The sequence below is a fragment of the Arthrobacter sp. NPDC058097 genome, assembly GCF_042884885.1.
Classification (GTDB): domain Bacteria; phylum Actinomycetota; class Actinomycetes; order Actinomycetales; family Micrococcaceae; genus Arthrobacter.
In genome coordinates this window covers 14404-30255 of sequence record NZ_JBHVSZ010000015.1, presented here as the reverse complement: position 1 = coordinate 30255, position 15852 = coordinate 14404, and the positions used below count along the sequence as shown (strand labels likewise).

Annotated in this window: 12 protein-coding genes; 5 read left to right on the top strand and 7 right to left on the bottom strand. The window is 65.0% G+C overall.

Annotated features, from left to right (window positions below; translation table 11 throughout):
* Positions 1 to 98 precede the first annotated feature (98 nt).
* From ACFVTE_RS21210 to ACFVTE_RS21180, 7 genes are all read right to left on the bottom strand, one after another.
* Positions 99 to 2210 (bottom strand): FAD-binding protein, encoded by a 2112-nt coding sequence (locus ACFVTE_RS21210; RefSeq protein ID WP_387103992.1) that lies wholly within the window; start codon positions 2208 to 2210, stop codon positions 99 to 101.
* A 146-nt stretch (positions 2211 to 2356) separates the two neighbouring features.
* Complete coding sequence (locus tag ACFVTE_RS21205; protein WP_387103990.1) at positions 2357 to 3805, bottom strand: sugar porter family MFS transporter; 1449 nt, start codon at positions 3803 to 3805, stop codon at positions 2357 to 2359.
* Positions 3798 to 4451, bottom strand: a complete 654-nt coding sequence (locus ACFVTE_RS21200) for a bifunctional 4-hydroxy-2-oxoglutarate aldolase/2-dehydro-3-deoxy-phosphogluconate aldolase (protein WP_387103987.1) — start codon at positions 4449 to 4451, stop codon at positions 3798 to 3800. The genes ACFVTE_RS21205 and ACFVTE_RS21200 overlap by 8 nt, the downstream gene beginning before the upstream one ends.
* 49 nt (positions 4452 to 4500) lie before the next feature.
* The gene (locus tag ACFVTE_RS21195) at positions 4501 to 5460 is read right to left on the bottom strand and encodes a sugar kinase (protein ID WP_387103986.1); all 960 of its coding nucleotides are present in this window, start codon (positions 5458 to 5460) and stop codon (positions 4501 to 4503) included.
* Complete coding sequence (locus tag ACFVTE_RS21190) at positions 5457 to 6365, bottom strand: carbohydrate ABC transporter permease (RefSeq protein ID WP_387103985.1); 909 nt, start codon at positions 6363 to 6365, stop codon at positions 5457 to 5459. The genes ACFVTE_RS21195 and ACFVTE_RS21190 overlap by 4 nt, the downstream gene beginning before the upstream one ends.
* 2 nt (positions 6366 to 6367) lie before the next feature.
* Entirely contained in the window at positions 6368 to 7369 is a 1002-nt protein-coding gene (locus ACFVTE_RS21185) for a carbohydrate ABC transporter permease (protein WP_387103982.1), read from the bottom strand.
* A 74-nt stretch (positions 7370 to 7443) separates the two neighbouring features.
* Positions 7444 to 8742 carry an ABC transporter substrate-binding protein gene (locus ACFVTE_RS21180; RefSeq protein ID WP_387103980.1) on the bottom strand — a complete coding sequence of 433 codons (1299 nt, stop codon included), beginning with the start codon at positions 8740 to 8742 and terminating at the stop codon, positions 7444 to 7446.
* Between the two features lie 271 nt (positions 8743 to 9013).
* On the opposite strand from ACFVTE_RS21180, the gene ACFVTE_RS21175 reads away from it, so the two are divergent.
* Genes ACFVTE_RS21175 through ACFVTE_RS21155 form a run of 5 tightly spaced genes read left to right on the top strand, consistent with a single transcriptional unit; the run spans position 9014 to position 15825 of the window.
* A complete protein-coding gene (locus ACFVTE_RS21175) occupies positions 9014 to 10033 on the top strand; it encodes a LacI family DNA-binding transcriptional regulator (protein WP_387103978.1) in 1020 nt (339 codons plus the stop codon).
* 10 nt (positions 10034 to 10043) lie between these two features.
* A complete protein-coding gene (locus ACFVTE_RS21170; protein ID WP_387103976.1) occupies positions 10044 to 11054 on the top strand; it encodes a Gfo/Idh/MocA family protein in 1011 nt (336 codons plus the stop codon).
* 15 nt (positions 11055 to 11069) lie between these two features.
* Positions 11070 to 12704 carry an acyl CoA:acetate/3-ketoacid CoA transferase gene (locus tag ACFVTE_RS21165; protein WP_387103974.1) on the top strand — a complete coding sequence of 545 codons (1635 nt, stop codon included), beginning with the start codon at positions 11070 to 11072 and terminating at the stop codon, positions 12702 to 12704.
* 32 nt (positions 12705 to 12736) lie between these two features.
* Positions 12737 to 15016, top strand: a complete 2280-nt coding sequence (locus ACFVTE_RS21160; RefSeq protein ID WP_387103972.1) for a gluconate 2-dehydrogenase subunit 3 family protein — start codon at positions 12737 to 12739, stop codon at positions 15014 to 15016.
* A complete protein-coding gene (locus ACFVTE_RS21155; protein WP_387103969.1) occupies positions 15013 to 15825 on the top strand; it encodes an enoyl-CoA hydratase/isomerase family protein in 813 nt (270 codons plus the stop codon). Before ACFVTE_RS21160 ends, ACFVTE_RS21155 begins: the two co-directional genes overlap by 4 nt.
* Positions 15826 to 15852 lie beyond the last annotated feature (27 nt).

The window sequence follows — 15852 nt, the reverse complement described above, 5'->3', positions numbered from 1 at the left end:
ACCCTGGACTACGTTGGTGTTCGCTGCAGGGTTTCTTGGCCGGTTTGTCATGCCCTCAGCGATGGTACGGACCAGCCCCGTGAGGGCCCGCGTCCGGCTCAGTAGATGTTGCCGTTGGCGCGGAAATCCCGCCAGACGTTTTCGAAGAATTCGTCATCCTGGGGGATCGGCCGCCGGCGCCGCCAACGGAACTCAACCTTCCGGGGCAATGGCTCGACGGCGCCGCCTGTGGTGGCAACGGGCTCCTCCCCGATCTCGACGAAGGAAGGGCAAGGCAGCGCCGTTTCCTGCACCTGGTCGTCGAGGGCGCCGTTGTCCAGCCGGAACCTGAAAATATCCGGCAAGTCGAGCTCTTCATCGGGTTCGGACCCGTGTCCTTTACGTGGAAGGGAGCCAGAGGGGTCGGAGTAGATGACGGATCCCCGTGATTTCCCGTTGTGGGAAATGTAGTCGGCCATCGCGGACAGGTAGACATGCGCCGTCGTCAGGATGTCCCGCACGAGAAAGGTCCGGTTGACGGAACGCCGGGAGCCCGGGTCGGCCGATACCTCGTCAGAGTAGCCGCCCGCCCATGCCGACACCTGTTCCAGTGCTTCGAGGATGGAGGCGCTGGACCGCACCGGCCCGGCTTTTTCGCTCATGAGCTCCTGGACCCTGGACAGCATCTCCGCAGTATTGTCGGGGGTGCCCTGTTCTGCCCTGCCTGTCGCGCAGGACAGGAGATCAAGGGCCGCGCCGAGGACGGGAACCGCGGCCTGGACGAATTCGCTCTCGGTGAGCAGGGGTGCGTCGCCTTTGGCGGCTATGTACTGCGCGGCGCGGGTCGCGCCCACCTGTCCGCTGTTGAGGGCTGCGCCTCCGGGACGGTAGACACCGTGGGAGCCCGCGGCTTCACCTACGGGGAAGAATCCCCGTACGTTCGACTGCCACCAGGCGTCGACGGTGAGCCCGCCGTTGTTGTGCTGGGCGCAGACGTCGACTTCCAGCATCTGCTTCTCGAGGTCGATGTAAGGGTTCCTGTCGAGGTAGAACCGGTAGGCCGGTTCGTTCATGTGGCGCAGACGCTCAATGGGAGTTCCAAAGAGCGCATCGGCCCGGCGGAGGTACTCATGCGCTTCGGGCTGCAGTTCGGAGTGGTCGAAATGTGTGCGGACAGGGTTTGTCCGGAAGTCAAGGAAGACCCGGCGGCCCCGAATCGCGGTTTCCCGGTAGACGAGCAGGTCGATCAGGGACGACCCGTCGGCCGCCTTCCTGGCATCGAAAGGCCACTGGTAGCCCTTGAGGAACACCAGCGATATGAGCCGTCCATAGTCGGCAATCGTTTCGGTGAGGAACTCCCGTTCGTCGTTGCCGTCGGCATCGGTGGAAACAAAGCGCGGGATGGCTTGCATGTACGTACCCGAGACGTTCCACCGGGGCTTGATCGAGCCGAGACCGAACTGCCATTCGGTGAGGTTTTTGCCGTTCACGCCCGCACGCAGGGCCGCCCCGGAGGCGCCCCACTGGCCATTCGGGAAAACCCTCTTCGCGTAGATACCCGCAGGGCCGCCCGTCGCATAGACGATGTTCCGGCACCTGAAAAAGAGGAATGGACTTTCGCCGGAGCCGCTGGAGATATTCGTGCGCAGGACCAGGAGTCCGGCGACGCGGGTTCCTCCCTGGCCATCGGGGCTCACCACGATGTCGACGACCCGGCACTCGTCAAAGACTCCGGTTCCGTTCCGGCGAACTTTCTTTTCAAGCTGTTCCACCATGGTCCGACTCGTGTAAGGCCCCACGGAGGTCGCCCGCTGGCGGGGATCGTGGTCGGTTTTGTAGCCGACGAACTCCCCGTAGCGGTTCTGCGGGAAGGGCACGCCCAGGTCGCAGAGCCGGATAAAGCCACGGGCGCTTAGCGCAGCCTCGGCCAGGGCGTTGTCGCCGTCCATGGCTCCGCCTGAATACAGCGTCTCGGCCATCTCCCGGACGGAATCGGGTTCGCTCCCGGAGAGCGTGAGCTTGTAGTACGTCTGCTTGTCGGAACCGGCGTTGCGGGAGGCTCCGGCGCGTACTTTGTCGGCCACCATCACGATGTCATCATGGCCCAGTTCCCAAAGTCTGTCGGCGGCGCAGTAGCCGGCAGATCCCGTTCCGACGACGACGGTGGATACGGTTACTACCGGCACCTGTTCCTCGCCAAAGGTCATCGTTGTGGGCGTTGGGTTAGTCATTACTTCTCCGTCAATCAGGCCGCAAGCGCGGCATTGGGTGGTGCGGTTCGCTGCTGTCCGGTCATACCGTGCCCGGCAGGCAGCAAAGGGTACGACGGACACCCCGCGCCCGGTATGGGCTCGGGGTGTCCGTCCAAGGGACAGGATCAGCGGCCGACGTGGGCCAGATCCGGGTGTGCATCTTGGGTCGCAAACAGTGTTTCGGCCTGTTCGAGGGACAGGCCTTTGGTTTCGGGAACCTTGTACTTCACGAAGAAGTACGACGCCGCGGCGAAGACCGCGTAGGTTGCGTAGGTCAACGGCAGTGAGGTGCTGGCCATGGCAGGGAAGAACAGGGTCACCATGAAGTTGGCGATCCATTGTGCTGCTGCAGCGAAACCGAGCGCCCGGGCGCGGATGGGTGACGGGAAGATCTCGCCCAGCAGCACCCAAACAACCGGACCCCAGGACGCGCCGAAGCTCACCACGAACACGTTGGAGGCGACCAGCGCCACCGGTCCCCAGATGCCGGGCAGCGTAATTTCCGTGCCGGTTCCTGTGGCGAAGGCGAATGCCGCGGCCATCGCTGTCAGGGAAGCTCCCATGCCCACCGAGCCGGCAAGGAGGATTGGCCGGCGCCCGATCCTGTCGACGAGGGCTATCGCTATGAGGGTCACCAGGACGTTCACGACCGCCGTGACGACAGAGATCGTGAAGGAGTCCTGTTCCTTGAAGCCAACGGCCTTCCACAGCGTGGTGGAGTAGTAGAAGATCACGTTGATGCCGACGAACTGCTGCAGCACGGAGAGGATGATGCCGATCCAGACGACGCTGTGCAATCCGAACGCCGGTCCCCGCAGTGAGGCGGTCCGGGTTCCTCTCTGTTCCTGATTGAGGGTGTCCTGGATTTCCCGGATGTGGCTGTCCGCATCGGTTCCGGAACCCAGCTGTGCGAAGGTCTTCCGTGCGGCCTCCAGGTTCCCTTTGAGGATGAGGTAGCGGGGGGATTCCGGAAGGGTGCAGGCGATCCAGCCATAGGCGACGGCCGGGACGACAGCTGCGATGAACATCCAGCGCCATGCCTCCAGTCCCAGCCACAGGGGCTGGTCCGCGCCGTCGGCAGTTGCGGCGAGGATGGCATCGGTGAGCAGGGCGGCGAAGATGCCGGTGGTAATGGCCAGCTGCTGTAGAGATGCCAGCCGGCCGCGCATGTGCCGGGGCGAGATCTCCGAGATGTAGGCCGGTGCGATGACGGAAGCGATGCCGATGCCCAGGCCGCCGATGACCCGCCAGAAACCCAGATCCCACACGTCTGCGGCAAGGCCGGTTCCGATGGAGCTGATGATGAACAGCACGGCGCCGAGCTTCATGGCCGGAAGGCGGCCGAAGCGGTCCGCGATTTTTCCGGCTGCGTAGGCGCCGGCGGCGCAGCCCAGCAGAGCGACTGCCACGAGGAATCCCGTGACGCCGCTGCTGAGGGTGAATTCGTCCTGCATGGCGTCCACTGCCCCGTTGACCACTGATGAGTCGAATCCGAAGAGGAAACCCCCGACAGCGCCGGCCACGGAAAGCCAGATGACGCGGACGGGAACCTGCCCTGGCGTAGTTTTAGGCACGGCGCAGGGCTCCCCTGTCAGCGGTTTCCGCAGCTGCTCCCAGGAATTCGCGGACTGCCACCGCACCTTCGTCCGATGCGAAGTCGGAGCTCAGCCCGACGACGCTGACCCCAGCGGCTAGATACGTGGACGCAGTTGCCACGCTCATCCCGCCGGTGGCGACGAACTGCGTGCCGGGGAAAGGGCCCTTCATGGCCTTGACCCAGTCCGGGCCGAGAACGGATGCGGGGAAGGCTTTGAGCCAAGAGAGTCCGTATGCCCTGGCCCGAAGGATTTCACTCGCCGTGGCGACGCCGGGAAGGTGCGGCAGGCCCCGCCTGATGCTCTCGGCGACTACTGCGTCATCCAGTCCGGGTGACACGGTGAAGGATGCGTTGGCCGCGGTGGCTGCAACGAGTTGTTCAGGGTCGATGATGGTGCCTGCACCGACGGCGACGCCGCGTTCGGTTGCGGCGCTGGCCACAGCGGCGAGCGAGGGCACGGCGTCCGGCGTCTCGATGGTCACCTCGACATGTTCGACGCCGGCATCCCAGGCGCGGGTGGCGCGCCTGACGGCTTCGTCGGGGCTGAGTCCGCGGAGGACGGCGATGACCGGGACGCGGAAGAAGTCTTCGTGGAACCAGTCGGTGGGGGCTTTAGGTGTCAATGTGCTGTCTTTCTCAGGTAGTGCAATTGGTCTGTGACCGTGGCGCTGTTCAGCGCAGCGCTGCGTGGTCTGGGGCGGACCCGTAGGAGCGGGGACGGGTTCCGTGCCCGGGCCGGAAGTCCGCCCGTGTCCCCAGCGTCCAGGCTGCAAAGGAGTGTCCGAGTGCCAGCCGTTCCTCTGGGCTGTCGCCGCGCAGAAGTCCGGCAAGGTAGCCGGCGGCAAAGGCGTCACCGGCACCGACGGGTTCGACGACGTCGACCCGGTGGGCGGGCACCCGGAATACCGTCTCGGCAGCAGCATCGCGCAGAAATTCCACCGCTTCGGTGGCTCCGTCCTTGACAACCAGGTGCTTGGGACCTGGCAGGAGAGCCGAGACGTCTTCGGCAGTGCTGCAGCCCCACAGGGTTTGTGCTTCGTCGAGCCCGACGAGGACGACGGTGGCCATGTCGGCCAGCTCCCGCAGGCAGGGACCGGCGACGTCGACCGGCCAGAGTGCCGGGCGGTAGTTGACGTCGAAGGAGACCCGGTAGCCCCTGTCCCGGGCGTTCGTCAGCAGGTGCCTCGTGAGTGCCGCACAGTTTTCCGACAGGGCGGGGTTGATCCCGCTGGTGTGGATCCAGCCTGTCTGTTCCAGGGGCCAGGCCGCGCTGTCCCACGGGGACATGCGCGAGGCCGCGGACCCGGCGCGGTAGTAGAGGGTGCGGGCGCCGCGGCCGAGGTCGGGGTCCTTGAAGTAGACGCCTGTGGGCGACGCGCCGTCGCGGACAACCAGGGTGACGTCCACGCCGCGGGCGGACAGCCCGTCCATGATCCGGTCGGCGAAAGGGTCCTGGCCAAGCCGGCTGGCCCAGCCGGTGCGGTAACCGAACTCGGCCAGGTGGCCGGCGACATTCGATTCAGCGCCCCCGAATCCGAGGAGGCATTCCTCGGCTTGGCTGAGCGGCTGGGCCTGTGCGGGGGTGACCACCGCCATCGTTTCCCCCACGCACAGCACATCGAGCTGCGTCATTTCACTGCACCTGCTGTCAGCCCGCTGACGAAGAACTTGCCGAGGACCAGGTAGAGCAGGACTGTGGGGGCGGCCACGAGGACGGCTCCGGCCATGAGCTCCGAGTAGTCAACGGTCGTCGTTCCGATGAGGTTGTTCAGGGTGACGGTGGCCGGCCAGGCTGCCGGGGAGGCGAGGATGAAGCCGAAGAGGAAGTCGTTCCAGATGTTGGTGCACTGGAAGATTCCGGCGACGACGAAGCCGGGGACGGACAGGGGCAGCATGACCCGGGTGAAGGTCGTCCAGATTCCGGCGCCGTCGATGGACGCGGCCTCGATGATGGCACTGGGGATGCCCTCGTAGTAGTTGCGGAAGATCAGGGTCGTGATGGGGATGCCGTAGATGATGTGCACCAGGATCAGGCCGATGAGGCTGCCCTGGAGGTGGAGCATGTTCAGGAACTGGAAGACCGGGATGATGACGGCCTGGAACGGGATGAACATGCCGACCAGCAGGACGGTGAACAGTGCGTTGGAGCCGCGGAACGGGAACTTGGAGAGCAGGTAGCCGTTGAGTGAGCCCAGCAGGCAGGAGATGACTGCCGCGGGAATGGTGATCTGCAGGGAGTTGGTGAGGGACCCGTGCAGTTTCGTCCACGCGCCTTTGAAGGCATCCAGGCTGGGAGCGTCCGGGAACGCCAGGAAGAAGTTGGGGGCGCCGTGGCTGCCTGACAGGGCGGTGGCGATGATGACGTACACGGGCACGAGCATGCCAAGTGTTGCGACCGCGCAGATGGCCAGGACGATCCATCCTCCGACGGTTTTCGGCAGGTGCCACGAGCGTGGTTTGCCGGCCCGGGCTGCAGGGCCGCGGCGGCTGGAATCGGTGAGGCGGGACGGTTTGGTTTGGAGGGTTTCGACGGCCATGACTATGCCTTTCGCTCTTTCCGGTATCCGCGGATCAGGTAGGGGACGATCACCACGAGGGTCAGCAGGAGCAGGATGATTGCCATGGCTGAGGCTTTGTCGTACCGGCTGGTGAGGTAGTTGTAGATGTAAATGCCTGGGACGTCGGTGACAAATCCGGGGCCGGAGCCTGACATGGCGACGACGAGGTCGAAGATTTTCAGGGCGACGTGCAGCAGGAGCACAAAGCAGGTGATGGTCGATGGCCAGAGCTGCGGAAGCACGATGTGGCGCAGCCGCTGCCAGATGTTGGCGCCGTCGACGCTGGCGGCTTCGAGGTGTTCCTCGGGGATGGAGGCCAGCCCTGCAAGATACATGGCCATGGCGAACCCGACGAGCTGCCAGGCGGCGGCGAAAATGATGGGCAGCAGGGCCACGGGAATACCGAACTGCACTTTCAGGAAGTCAGTGCCGGACGGGTCATTCAGGGCGCCCAGGATGGTGGTGTCTGTGGTCCACCCGGGCGGGTTCTCGATTCCTATGCTTCGCAGGATCTCGTTGACGCCGGTGGAGGGTGAGAAGATCCAGCGCCAGGCCACACCGGTGACGATGAAGGACAGCGCGTACGGCAGCAGGAACACCGTCCGGAAGAGGCCCTTGCCGACGCTGACGTGGTGGATGAACAGGGCAGCGACGAGCCCGCCGAGGATGGCCAGGACCAGGAAGATGACCGTGAAGATCACGACGTTGCGGATGTCGGCCTGGAAGCGCTGTTCCTGGATGATTTCGCCGTAGGTGCCTCCGAAGGGCTGCCGCAGTGTCAGGTCCGGGCTTGTCCCGATCTTCCAGTTCGACAGGGAGATGTAGACGGTGATGCCGATGAAGACATAGACGAAGATGAAGCTGACCAGCAGGCTGGGTGCAAAAATCCAGGCCGAACGGCGGGCCGTCTTGATGTTGTGGGGTACTTGCTTCTTGAACCGGGGACCGGCGGGTGCCGGAGGCTGGGCTGTTGATGTTGTCATGTGAAGTGATCCTGTCCGGGGGCGTGGCCGCGGTTTCCTGCGGCCACACCCTTAGCGGCTTGGTTGCTGACCGGCTACTTCAGCTGGGTCTTCTGGGCCTGCGTCATGCTGGCCATGAACGCGTCGATGTTGCCGCTGCCGTTGAAGGTGGAGACGGCATCGGCGTAGGTCTGGGCGAACTCGGCGGTTGTGACCTGTCCGTGGGCCAGAGACGAAACAACCGAGGCTTTGGCGAAGCTCTTGGCGGCTTCCTGCTGGTACTGGGACAGCGTGGAAATGTCAGCGTTGGTGACGGCGGGGATGGAGCCCTTCTTGGCTGCGAACTCGGTCTGGATCTTCGGATCCATGAGGGTCGTCAGCCAGGCCTTCGCTGCGTCCGCGTGCGGAATGTTGTTTGCGGGGATCGAGAATCCGTCGCCGACGTAGTCGAAGATGTCTTCCTTGCCGGGGAAGGTCACCCAGGCGAAATCCTTACCGGGTGTTTTCTTGGCGTTGAGCAGTTCGCCGTAGGCCCAGTCACCCATCAGGCTGACGGCGCAGCTGCCGTTGGCCATCTTCTTCACGGCCTCGTCCCAGGTGATGGCGGAGTGGTCCTTGTTGGAGAGGGACAAGATGGTCTTGTAGTCCTCCAGGGCCTGCTTCATCTCGGGGGCGTCGAAGGAGTATTCGTTGGTGAACAGCTTCTTGTAGTTCTCCGCCCCCGTCCGGGACATGATGATGGATTCCAGAAGCTCGGCGGAGGCGAAAATGTCCTTGTCTCCGAGGCAGACCGGGGTGGTGCCGGAGGCCTGGACCTGTTTGAGGGCGGTGATCAATCCGTCGACCCCGGAGGCCGGGTCGATCTTGACGTTGGCCTTTGACAGGACAGCGGGGTTGGTCCACAGCACGTTGCCGCGGTGCACTCCGATGGGGACGGTGTAGTACTTGCCATTGACCTGCTGGGCTTCGGCCACGTCCTTAGGTAGCTTGGACGCCCAGTCGTTTTGGGTCCACAAATCCGTCAGATCAGCGACCTGGCCGCCGTCGACGTAGCTCTTCAGCTGTCCCGCCGGGTGCAGCTGCCAGGAATCCGGCGGGCTGCCGGCCTGCAACCGGGCTGCCAGCGCCTGCCGGGCGTTCGCACCGCCGCCGCCGGAGACTGCAGCGTTGTCAACTGACAGGCCGGGTGAGGTCTTCTTCACGCCATCAATCAGCACGTTCAGGGCGTCGGCCTCGGAACCGGAAGTCCACCAGGACGTGATCTCCAGCTTGTCTGTGCCGCTGCCCCCGGTGGAGCTGCCGGCGGGCTGGTTGGCGGAACATCCGGTGACGGTCATGAGGCTTGCTGCGGCCGCGACGGCCATCGAGATCTTGAGTTTGTTCTGTACACGCATGACTACTCTCCTTTGGGTTGTCAGACGCCGGTCAGAGCCGGCTTCAGCCTGCGTTGTGGTTTAGATTACATAATCTGGTAGATCGATGCAATAACTTTTCTACAGAAGACGGTCGGCCGGGAGAACCAGAGGTCATGCGTCATGCTCACATACGTGACTTTGGCGTTTTTTAGCGGATAACCAATGGTAGACAACTAGTAGATCGGTCTAGCATTCGGCGTTTCAACGTGGTAGAAATGGTTCACGAACTACCGCGAGGAGGTGGACAGCCATGAAAAAGATAACCCTTGATGATGTCAGCAAGGCATCGGGAGTATCACGATCTACCGCTTCGCTGGTTCTCCGCGGCAGTCCCCGCATCCCAGAGGCCACGGCAGACCGGGTGAGGCTCGCAATGGCGGAGCTCGGGTACGTCTACAACCGGCACGCGGCCAACATGCGGCGCAGCGAGTCCATGACCCTCGGGCTGATCGTCACCGACATCCGCAACCCCTACTTCGCGGGCCTGACCATGACCATCGAGGAGGCCGCCCACGAGGCCGGCTACACCCTCTTCGTCGGATACAGCCGCGACGATGTTGAGCGTCAGTACGTCCAATTGGAGACCATGGTCCAGCAGCAGGTCGACGGCATCTTCCTGCTGCCGGCGACCGGGTCCGAACTGACGCCGGTGTGCGGAATCATCGACCGTTCAGCCGTGCCCGTTCTGCAACTGGCCCGATATTTCTCGGAAGAGCTCGACTACGTCGGCCCTGACAACATCGCCGCCGGCCAGCAGCTGGCCCAGCACCTGACCTCCCTGGGCGTTGCGTCTGCTTTGCTCGTGGGCGGCCCTGAACACTCATCCGCCCGGCACGAACGGATCAAGGGCCTGGAAACCGGCTTCGCCGGAAGCGGCGTGGCTTTTGACCCGACACTGTCCGCAGCAACGACCAACAACGCCGCCGGCGGCTCCGACGGAATCTCGCAGATCCTTGATCAGGGGATCTGGCCCGACTGCATCATCGCCTACAGTGACGCCGTCGCACTGGGCATCTACGCCGAGCTGCGCCGCAGGAACCTGGAACCAGGCCGCGACGTGTCGGTGGCAAGCTTCGACGATATTGCCATGGCGGAACTCCTGCTGCCCCCGCTGACGTCCGTATCCACGTTTCCGGAACTTATCGGCCAGCGGGCGGCGCAGCTGCTGCTGAACCGGATCAGGGACTCCACCCTGCCCCCGCAGCGATCCCTTATCGAACCGGCGCTGAAGGTCCGCGCCTCCACCGCCCAATGGCGACCACGAAATTAGGAGAAACACCATGCCAGCACTTAAATGGGGCCTCATCGGCGCCAGCGACATTGCCGCAACACGAGTCATCGATGCCATTCGCGCCAGTGGAGGCCACGTCGAGGGCGTCGTGAGCGGCTCAGCCGGGCGGGCCGATGAATTCGCCGCGCACCACGGACTGCATTTCGCGACCACCGACCTCGATGAACTGCTTGGATGGGACATTGACGCCGTCTACATTTCATCCACCAACGACAAGCACTTCGACCAGGCCTGCCGGGCACTGCGCGCAGGAAAGCACGTGCTGTGCGAGAAACCACTGGCACTGGACTCCCGCGAGGCCGAAGCCATGGTGGAACAGGCCGACGAGCTCGGACTGGTCCTGGCCGCCAACCACCACCTGCCCGGAAGCCCGCTGCACGCCAAGGTCCGCGACCTCGTCGCCGACGGCGCCATCGGAACAGTGCTCTCTGCCAAGGTCGCCCACGCAGTGCTCCTCCCCCAGCGGCTGCGGGGCTGGCGGCTCGGGCAAAGCACCCCCGGCAGCGGCGTGATCCTGGACATCACCTGCCACGACGCATCCGTCCTGAACCCGCTCCTGGGCAACCCCGTGGCCGTCACGGCCGTCGCAGTGCAGCAGGCCGACTGGAACACCGGCGGCCAGGAAGACGCCGCCATGACCGTCATCCGCTACGAGCGGGAGGGCAAGCCCCCTGTCCTCGCCCAGACCCACGACTCCTTTACCGTCGGTTACGCCGACACCTGCCTGGAAGTCCACGGCACCGAAGGCACCATCAAAGTCATCGACGCCATGACCCAGGACGCCAAGGGCCAGGTCCTGCTGACCACCAAGGCCGGCATCCGCGATGTCGACGTCGACTGCTCCGAGGACCTGTACGTCATCGGCCTGCGCGCCTTCGCCGCGGCCGTCGAAGGCACCGGCACCGCGACCGCCACCGGCCGGGACGGCCTGATGGCACTCAAGGTCGCCCTCGCAGCCCAGGAATCAGCCACTACCGGACGCACCGTCCACATCAATTAACCCAGAAAGAACCCCATGCAGAAGGTACAGCTCCTCACGGCCCGCGAAGCAGCGGACCTCATCAACGACGATGACGTCATCACCGTCAGCTCCTCCAGCGCCCTCGGTTGCCCCGACAGCGTCCTTGCCGGTATCGGGCAGCGCTTTGAGGAAACCGCCCACCCGGCCAACATCACCTCCGTGCACCCGATCGCTGCAGGTGACATGTACGGCGTCAAGGGCATCGACCACATTGCCCGTCCCGGCCTGCTGCACAAGGTGATCGCAGGTTCGTACCCGTCCGGTCCGTCCAGCTCCGAACCGCCCCGCATCTGGCAAATGATCGAGGCCGAAGAAGTGGAAGCCTACAATTTCCCCTCCGGCGTCATCTACCAGATGCACCGCACCGCTGCCGCCCGCCAGCCCGGTGTCTTCACCCAGGTCGGCGTCGGCACCTTCATCGATCCCCGCCTCCAGGGCGGCAGGATGAACAACACCACTCCTGCCGCCCACGTTGAAACCGCCACCGTCGCAGGACAGGAATGGCTGTTCTTCCCCTCCGTCGTCCCGAACGTTGCCATGATCCGCGCCACCACCGCGGACGAATTCGGCAACCTGACTTTCGAAGACGAAGGCTCCCCACTAGGTGCCCTGGATCTGGCCTATGCCGCACACAACAACGGCGGGATCGTTATCGCCCAGGTCAAGCGCATCGCCGAAGCAGGCAGCCTGCACCCCCAGCACGTGAAAGTTCCCGGGATCCTCGTCGACGCAGTCGTCATCGCCGAAGACCAGCTGCAAACCACACTCACCTCCAACGACCCCGCCATCTCCGGGCAGCTGCGCAAGCCGCTGAGCTCACTGCCCCACGTCCCGTTCTCGATCGAGAAGATCACCGCCCGCCGGGCATCGCAGGAACTCAAAGCCGGCGAAATCGTCAATCTCGGCTTCGGTGTCTCCGCGCTCGTACCGCACATCCTGGTCGAAGAGAACCAGGGCCGGGAGGTCAGCTGGGTCATCGAACAAGGGGCCGTGGGCGGCGTCCCGCTGCTGGACTTCGCCTTCGGCTGCTCCCAGAACCCGGACGCGATCATGCCCAGCATCGACCAGTTCACCCTCCTGCAGGGCGGCGGCTTCAACCGCTCACTGCTCTCCTTCCTCGAGATCGACCGGCACGGTAACGTCAACGTCCACCACCTGCCCAAAAAGCGCCACGTCACCGCCGGCGTCGGAGGTTTCGCCGACATCACCTCATCCGCTCCGGAGATCGTGTTCATGGGCGCCTTCACCGCGGGACGGCGGGACATCGCCGTCGGCGAGAACGGCCTGGACATCCGCTCCGACGGGCCGTTCACGAAACTGGTCAACGACGTCTCGGCCGTGACCTTCTCCGGTCCCCGCGCCCTGGCCCGGGGCCAAAAGGTCAAGTACATCACCGAACGCGCGGTGCTGGACCTGACCGCCGCCGGCCTCGTCGTCACCGAAATCGCCCCCGGCGTCGACCTCCAGAAAGACGTCCTCGACCGCAGCGAATTTCCGCTGATCGTCGCCGAAGACCTGCGGACCATGGACCTCGCCCTCTTCGCCGACGCCCCTGCCGGCATCACCCTCCCCTTGCTGCCGCTGCACGAGCGGATCGAACAGCGCACCCCTTCCTTGGCCGCGCGCTGACGCCGGTCCAAGCACCGAAAGGATCTACCGCGATGAGAAGCTTCCGCATCCTGACCCCCTACGAAACTGACCTCGCCGACGCCCTGTTCGAGGCCATGTTCCCTTCCGACGGCCAGAGCCCGGACGTTCGCGAGGCAGGAGTCACCCAGTACCTCGACCTGACCCTCGAAGGGTACGGCCGCAAGGACCTGCCCAAGTACCAGTGGCTCTTCGGCGCCCTCGACCGCTACGCCGAGGACAAGCACGGACGCAACTTTGCCTCCCTGACGTTGGAAGAGCGCACCGACGTCCTGGCGCTCCTGGAGCAGGGTGAACTCAGCGACCAGCTGCCCGTGAAGGACCAGCGCGACCTGTTCGGTCTGGTGATCGCCCACACCCAGGAAGGCCTCTTCGCCGACCCCGCGCACGGCGGCAACAAGGACGCCGTCGGCTGGAAGTTCCTCAAGCACCCCGGCGTGTGGCTGGAAAACTCTGCCGAGGAAAACCTCAGCACCGAGCACGTCACCAAGGGCGGGGTCATCAAGACCCTTGCCGATGCGATGCAGGAAATCCCGCGCGACACCGAGGGCCACAAGCTCAAGCAGCTCGGCTACGAAAATGCCGTCAACCCGCAGATGACCGACGAAGTCGATGTCCTGCTGGTCGGTGTGGGCGCCATGGGCGGGCTCAGCGCCCAGGTCTTCGCCGAGGCGGGCCTCAGCGTGGTGGGCCTGGAAGCCGGACCCTTCCGGCCGCTGGATGAATTCCTCCCGGACGAACTCGAGCACGCCTACTACACCCGCGGCGGACTCGGTCCGAAATTCCAGCAGGAAACCCCCCGCTGGCGCGAAACAGCCGAGGAAGAAGACAGCCGCGAAGCAACCTTCTCCTTGGGCAGGATGGTCAACGGCGTCGGCGGATCCGCCGGGCACTACGGGTCCTGGCTGCGCCGGTTCCACCCGTGGCAGTTCGCGCCCAAGAGCCACTACGACAACCTCTACGGGGCCGGGTCCCTGCCCGAGGACTGCACCCTGGCGGACTGGCCCGTCACCTATGACCAGCTCGAACCGTTCTACACCAAACTCGAACACCTGATCGGCATCGCCGGCGACGAGTCCAACCCGTTCGTCAAGCGCAGCAAGCCCCTTCCGCTGCCCGCCACCCGGCCGTTCATCCTCGGCAACAAGTTCACCGAAGCCACGAAGGCCGCCGGACTCCACCCGCACCCCGTCCCGGTCGGGTTCACCACCGAATCCTACGGCGGCCGCCCGGCCACCGGCTACAGCGCCTGGAACAACGGCCTGGGCTCCTTCCGCGGCGACCGCTGGCACCCGGGCCTCGGGCCCGTCCCGGCCGCGATCGCCACCGGCAACTTCGAACTGCGCACCCACTCCCGCGTCACCCGCATCATCATGGACGACTCCGGGGCAGCCCGCGGCGTTGAATGGGTCGACCCGCTGGGCCGGGTACGCCGGCAGTACGCCCGCGCGGTGATCCTCTCCGCCTACACGTACGAGAACCTTCGCCTGATGTACGTGTCCGCCGACTCAAAGCACGACAACGGACTGGGCAACAACAGCGGACAGCTGGGCCTGCACTACATGACCAAGATGTTCGGCCACGTCGACGCGCTCTTCCCCGGCACCGAGTTCAACCGACACACGGGACCGGCCGCCCAGGGCGTGGTGCTCGATGACTTCCTCTCCCCCGAGTTCCGGTCCCTCGACCACGGCTTCATCGGCGGCGCCACCCTGGGCGCGGAACAGCAGGCCCTGCCCCTGCAGATCGCCCGCGAAACCCTGCCCCAGGACGTACCGCGCTGGGGAGCCAAGTACCGCGACCACCTCAAGCTCTGGTCGCAGCAAGGCGTGATCCGGATCCAGCCCGACGCGCTGCCCTACGCCTCACACCGGCTCGAACTCGACCCGCGGCACCGCGACGCATCGGGACTGGGCATGCCGCTGGTGCGCGTCACCTACCGGCTGCGCGAGAACGAACGCCGGCTGGCGTCCTGGATGGCAGACAAGGCCACCGGGCTGCTGAAAGACATGGGTGCCACCAAGACCTGGCAAGGCCCGTACTTCACCGGCGTTGGCTCCAGCCACGACCTCGGCGGCGCACGGTTCGGCCACGACCCGGCAGGAACGGTCCTGGACGAGCACCTGGCCGTACACGACACCCCCAACCTGTTCATGTATTCCGGTGCAGCCTTCCCCAGCTGCCCCGGCATCAACCCGACCCTGACCATCTGGGCCGTCGTCATGCGGGCCGCGGATTACCTTGCCGGCGAACTGGGTGGCAAGCAGGGCGGCCAGCGTAAGGACCAGTCATGAGCACCGGAACCGCAACCGCCACCGACCAGAATCTCGGCCAGGTCACCGTCGAGTACTCTCCCGACGGTCATACCGCCACGGTCCTGATCGACCGTGCGTCCAAGCTGAACGCCCTGACCCTTAAACTGCTGAACGACCTGGACGCGGCGCTCCGGGAAGTCAGTGCCTCCAAGGCCCGGCTGGTCATCGTGCGCACGGCCGGTGAAAAAGTCTTCTGCGTCGGCGCAGACATCACCCACTTCGCGGACCTGTCCGCCGCCGGAATGTGGCGGGACTGGATCGCCACCGGGCACCGGGCCTTCGACGCCCTGGCCAGGCTGCGCCAGCCCAGCATCGCCGTCATTGATGGACTGGCTTTCGGCGGCGGCCTGGAACTGGCGCTGGCCTGTGATTTCCGCGTCATCGCCGCCGAGGCAAAGATAGCGCTCCCGGAAACAGGTCTGGGCACCGTCCCTGGATGGGGCGGCACCGAACGCGCCACGGAGCTGGTCGGCAGGGCCAGGGCAAAGGAACTCGTCCTGACCCGCCGGCAGCTCACCGGCGATGAAGCCGTTTCCTGGGGGCTGGCCACCGCCGTGGCGCCCAAGGCCGAGCTCGACGACACCGTCGACCGGCTGTCCGGGGAACTGCTCGCCGGCGCACCACTGGCCGTGCAGCTGGGCAAACAGCTGATCGACGCCGCTGCAGACGGCGCCCCGTCACGGGTGCTGGAGGCCCTGGCAGGAGGTCTCGCCGCCGCTACCGACGATTTGGCGGAAGGTGTCGCGGCGTTCCGTGACAAGCGCCCCGCCCAGTTCACCGACAACTAGAACAACCACGTACTAAGGACACCCCGA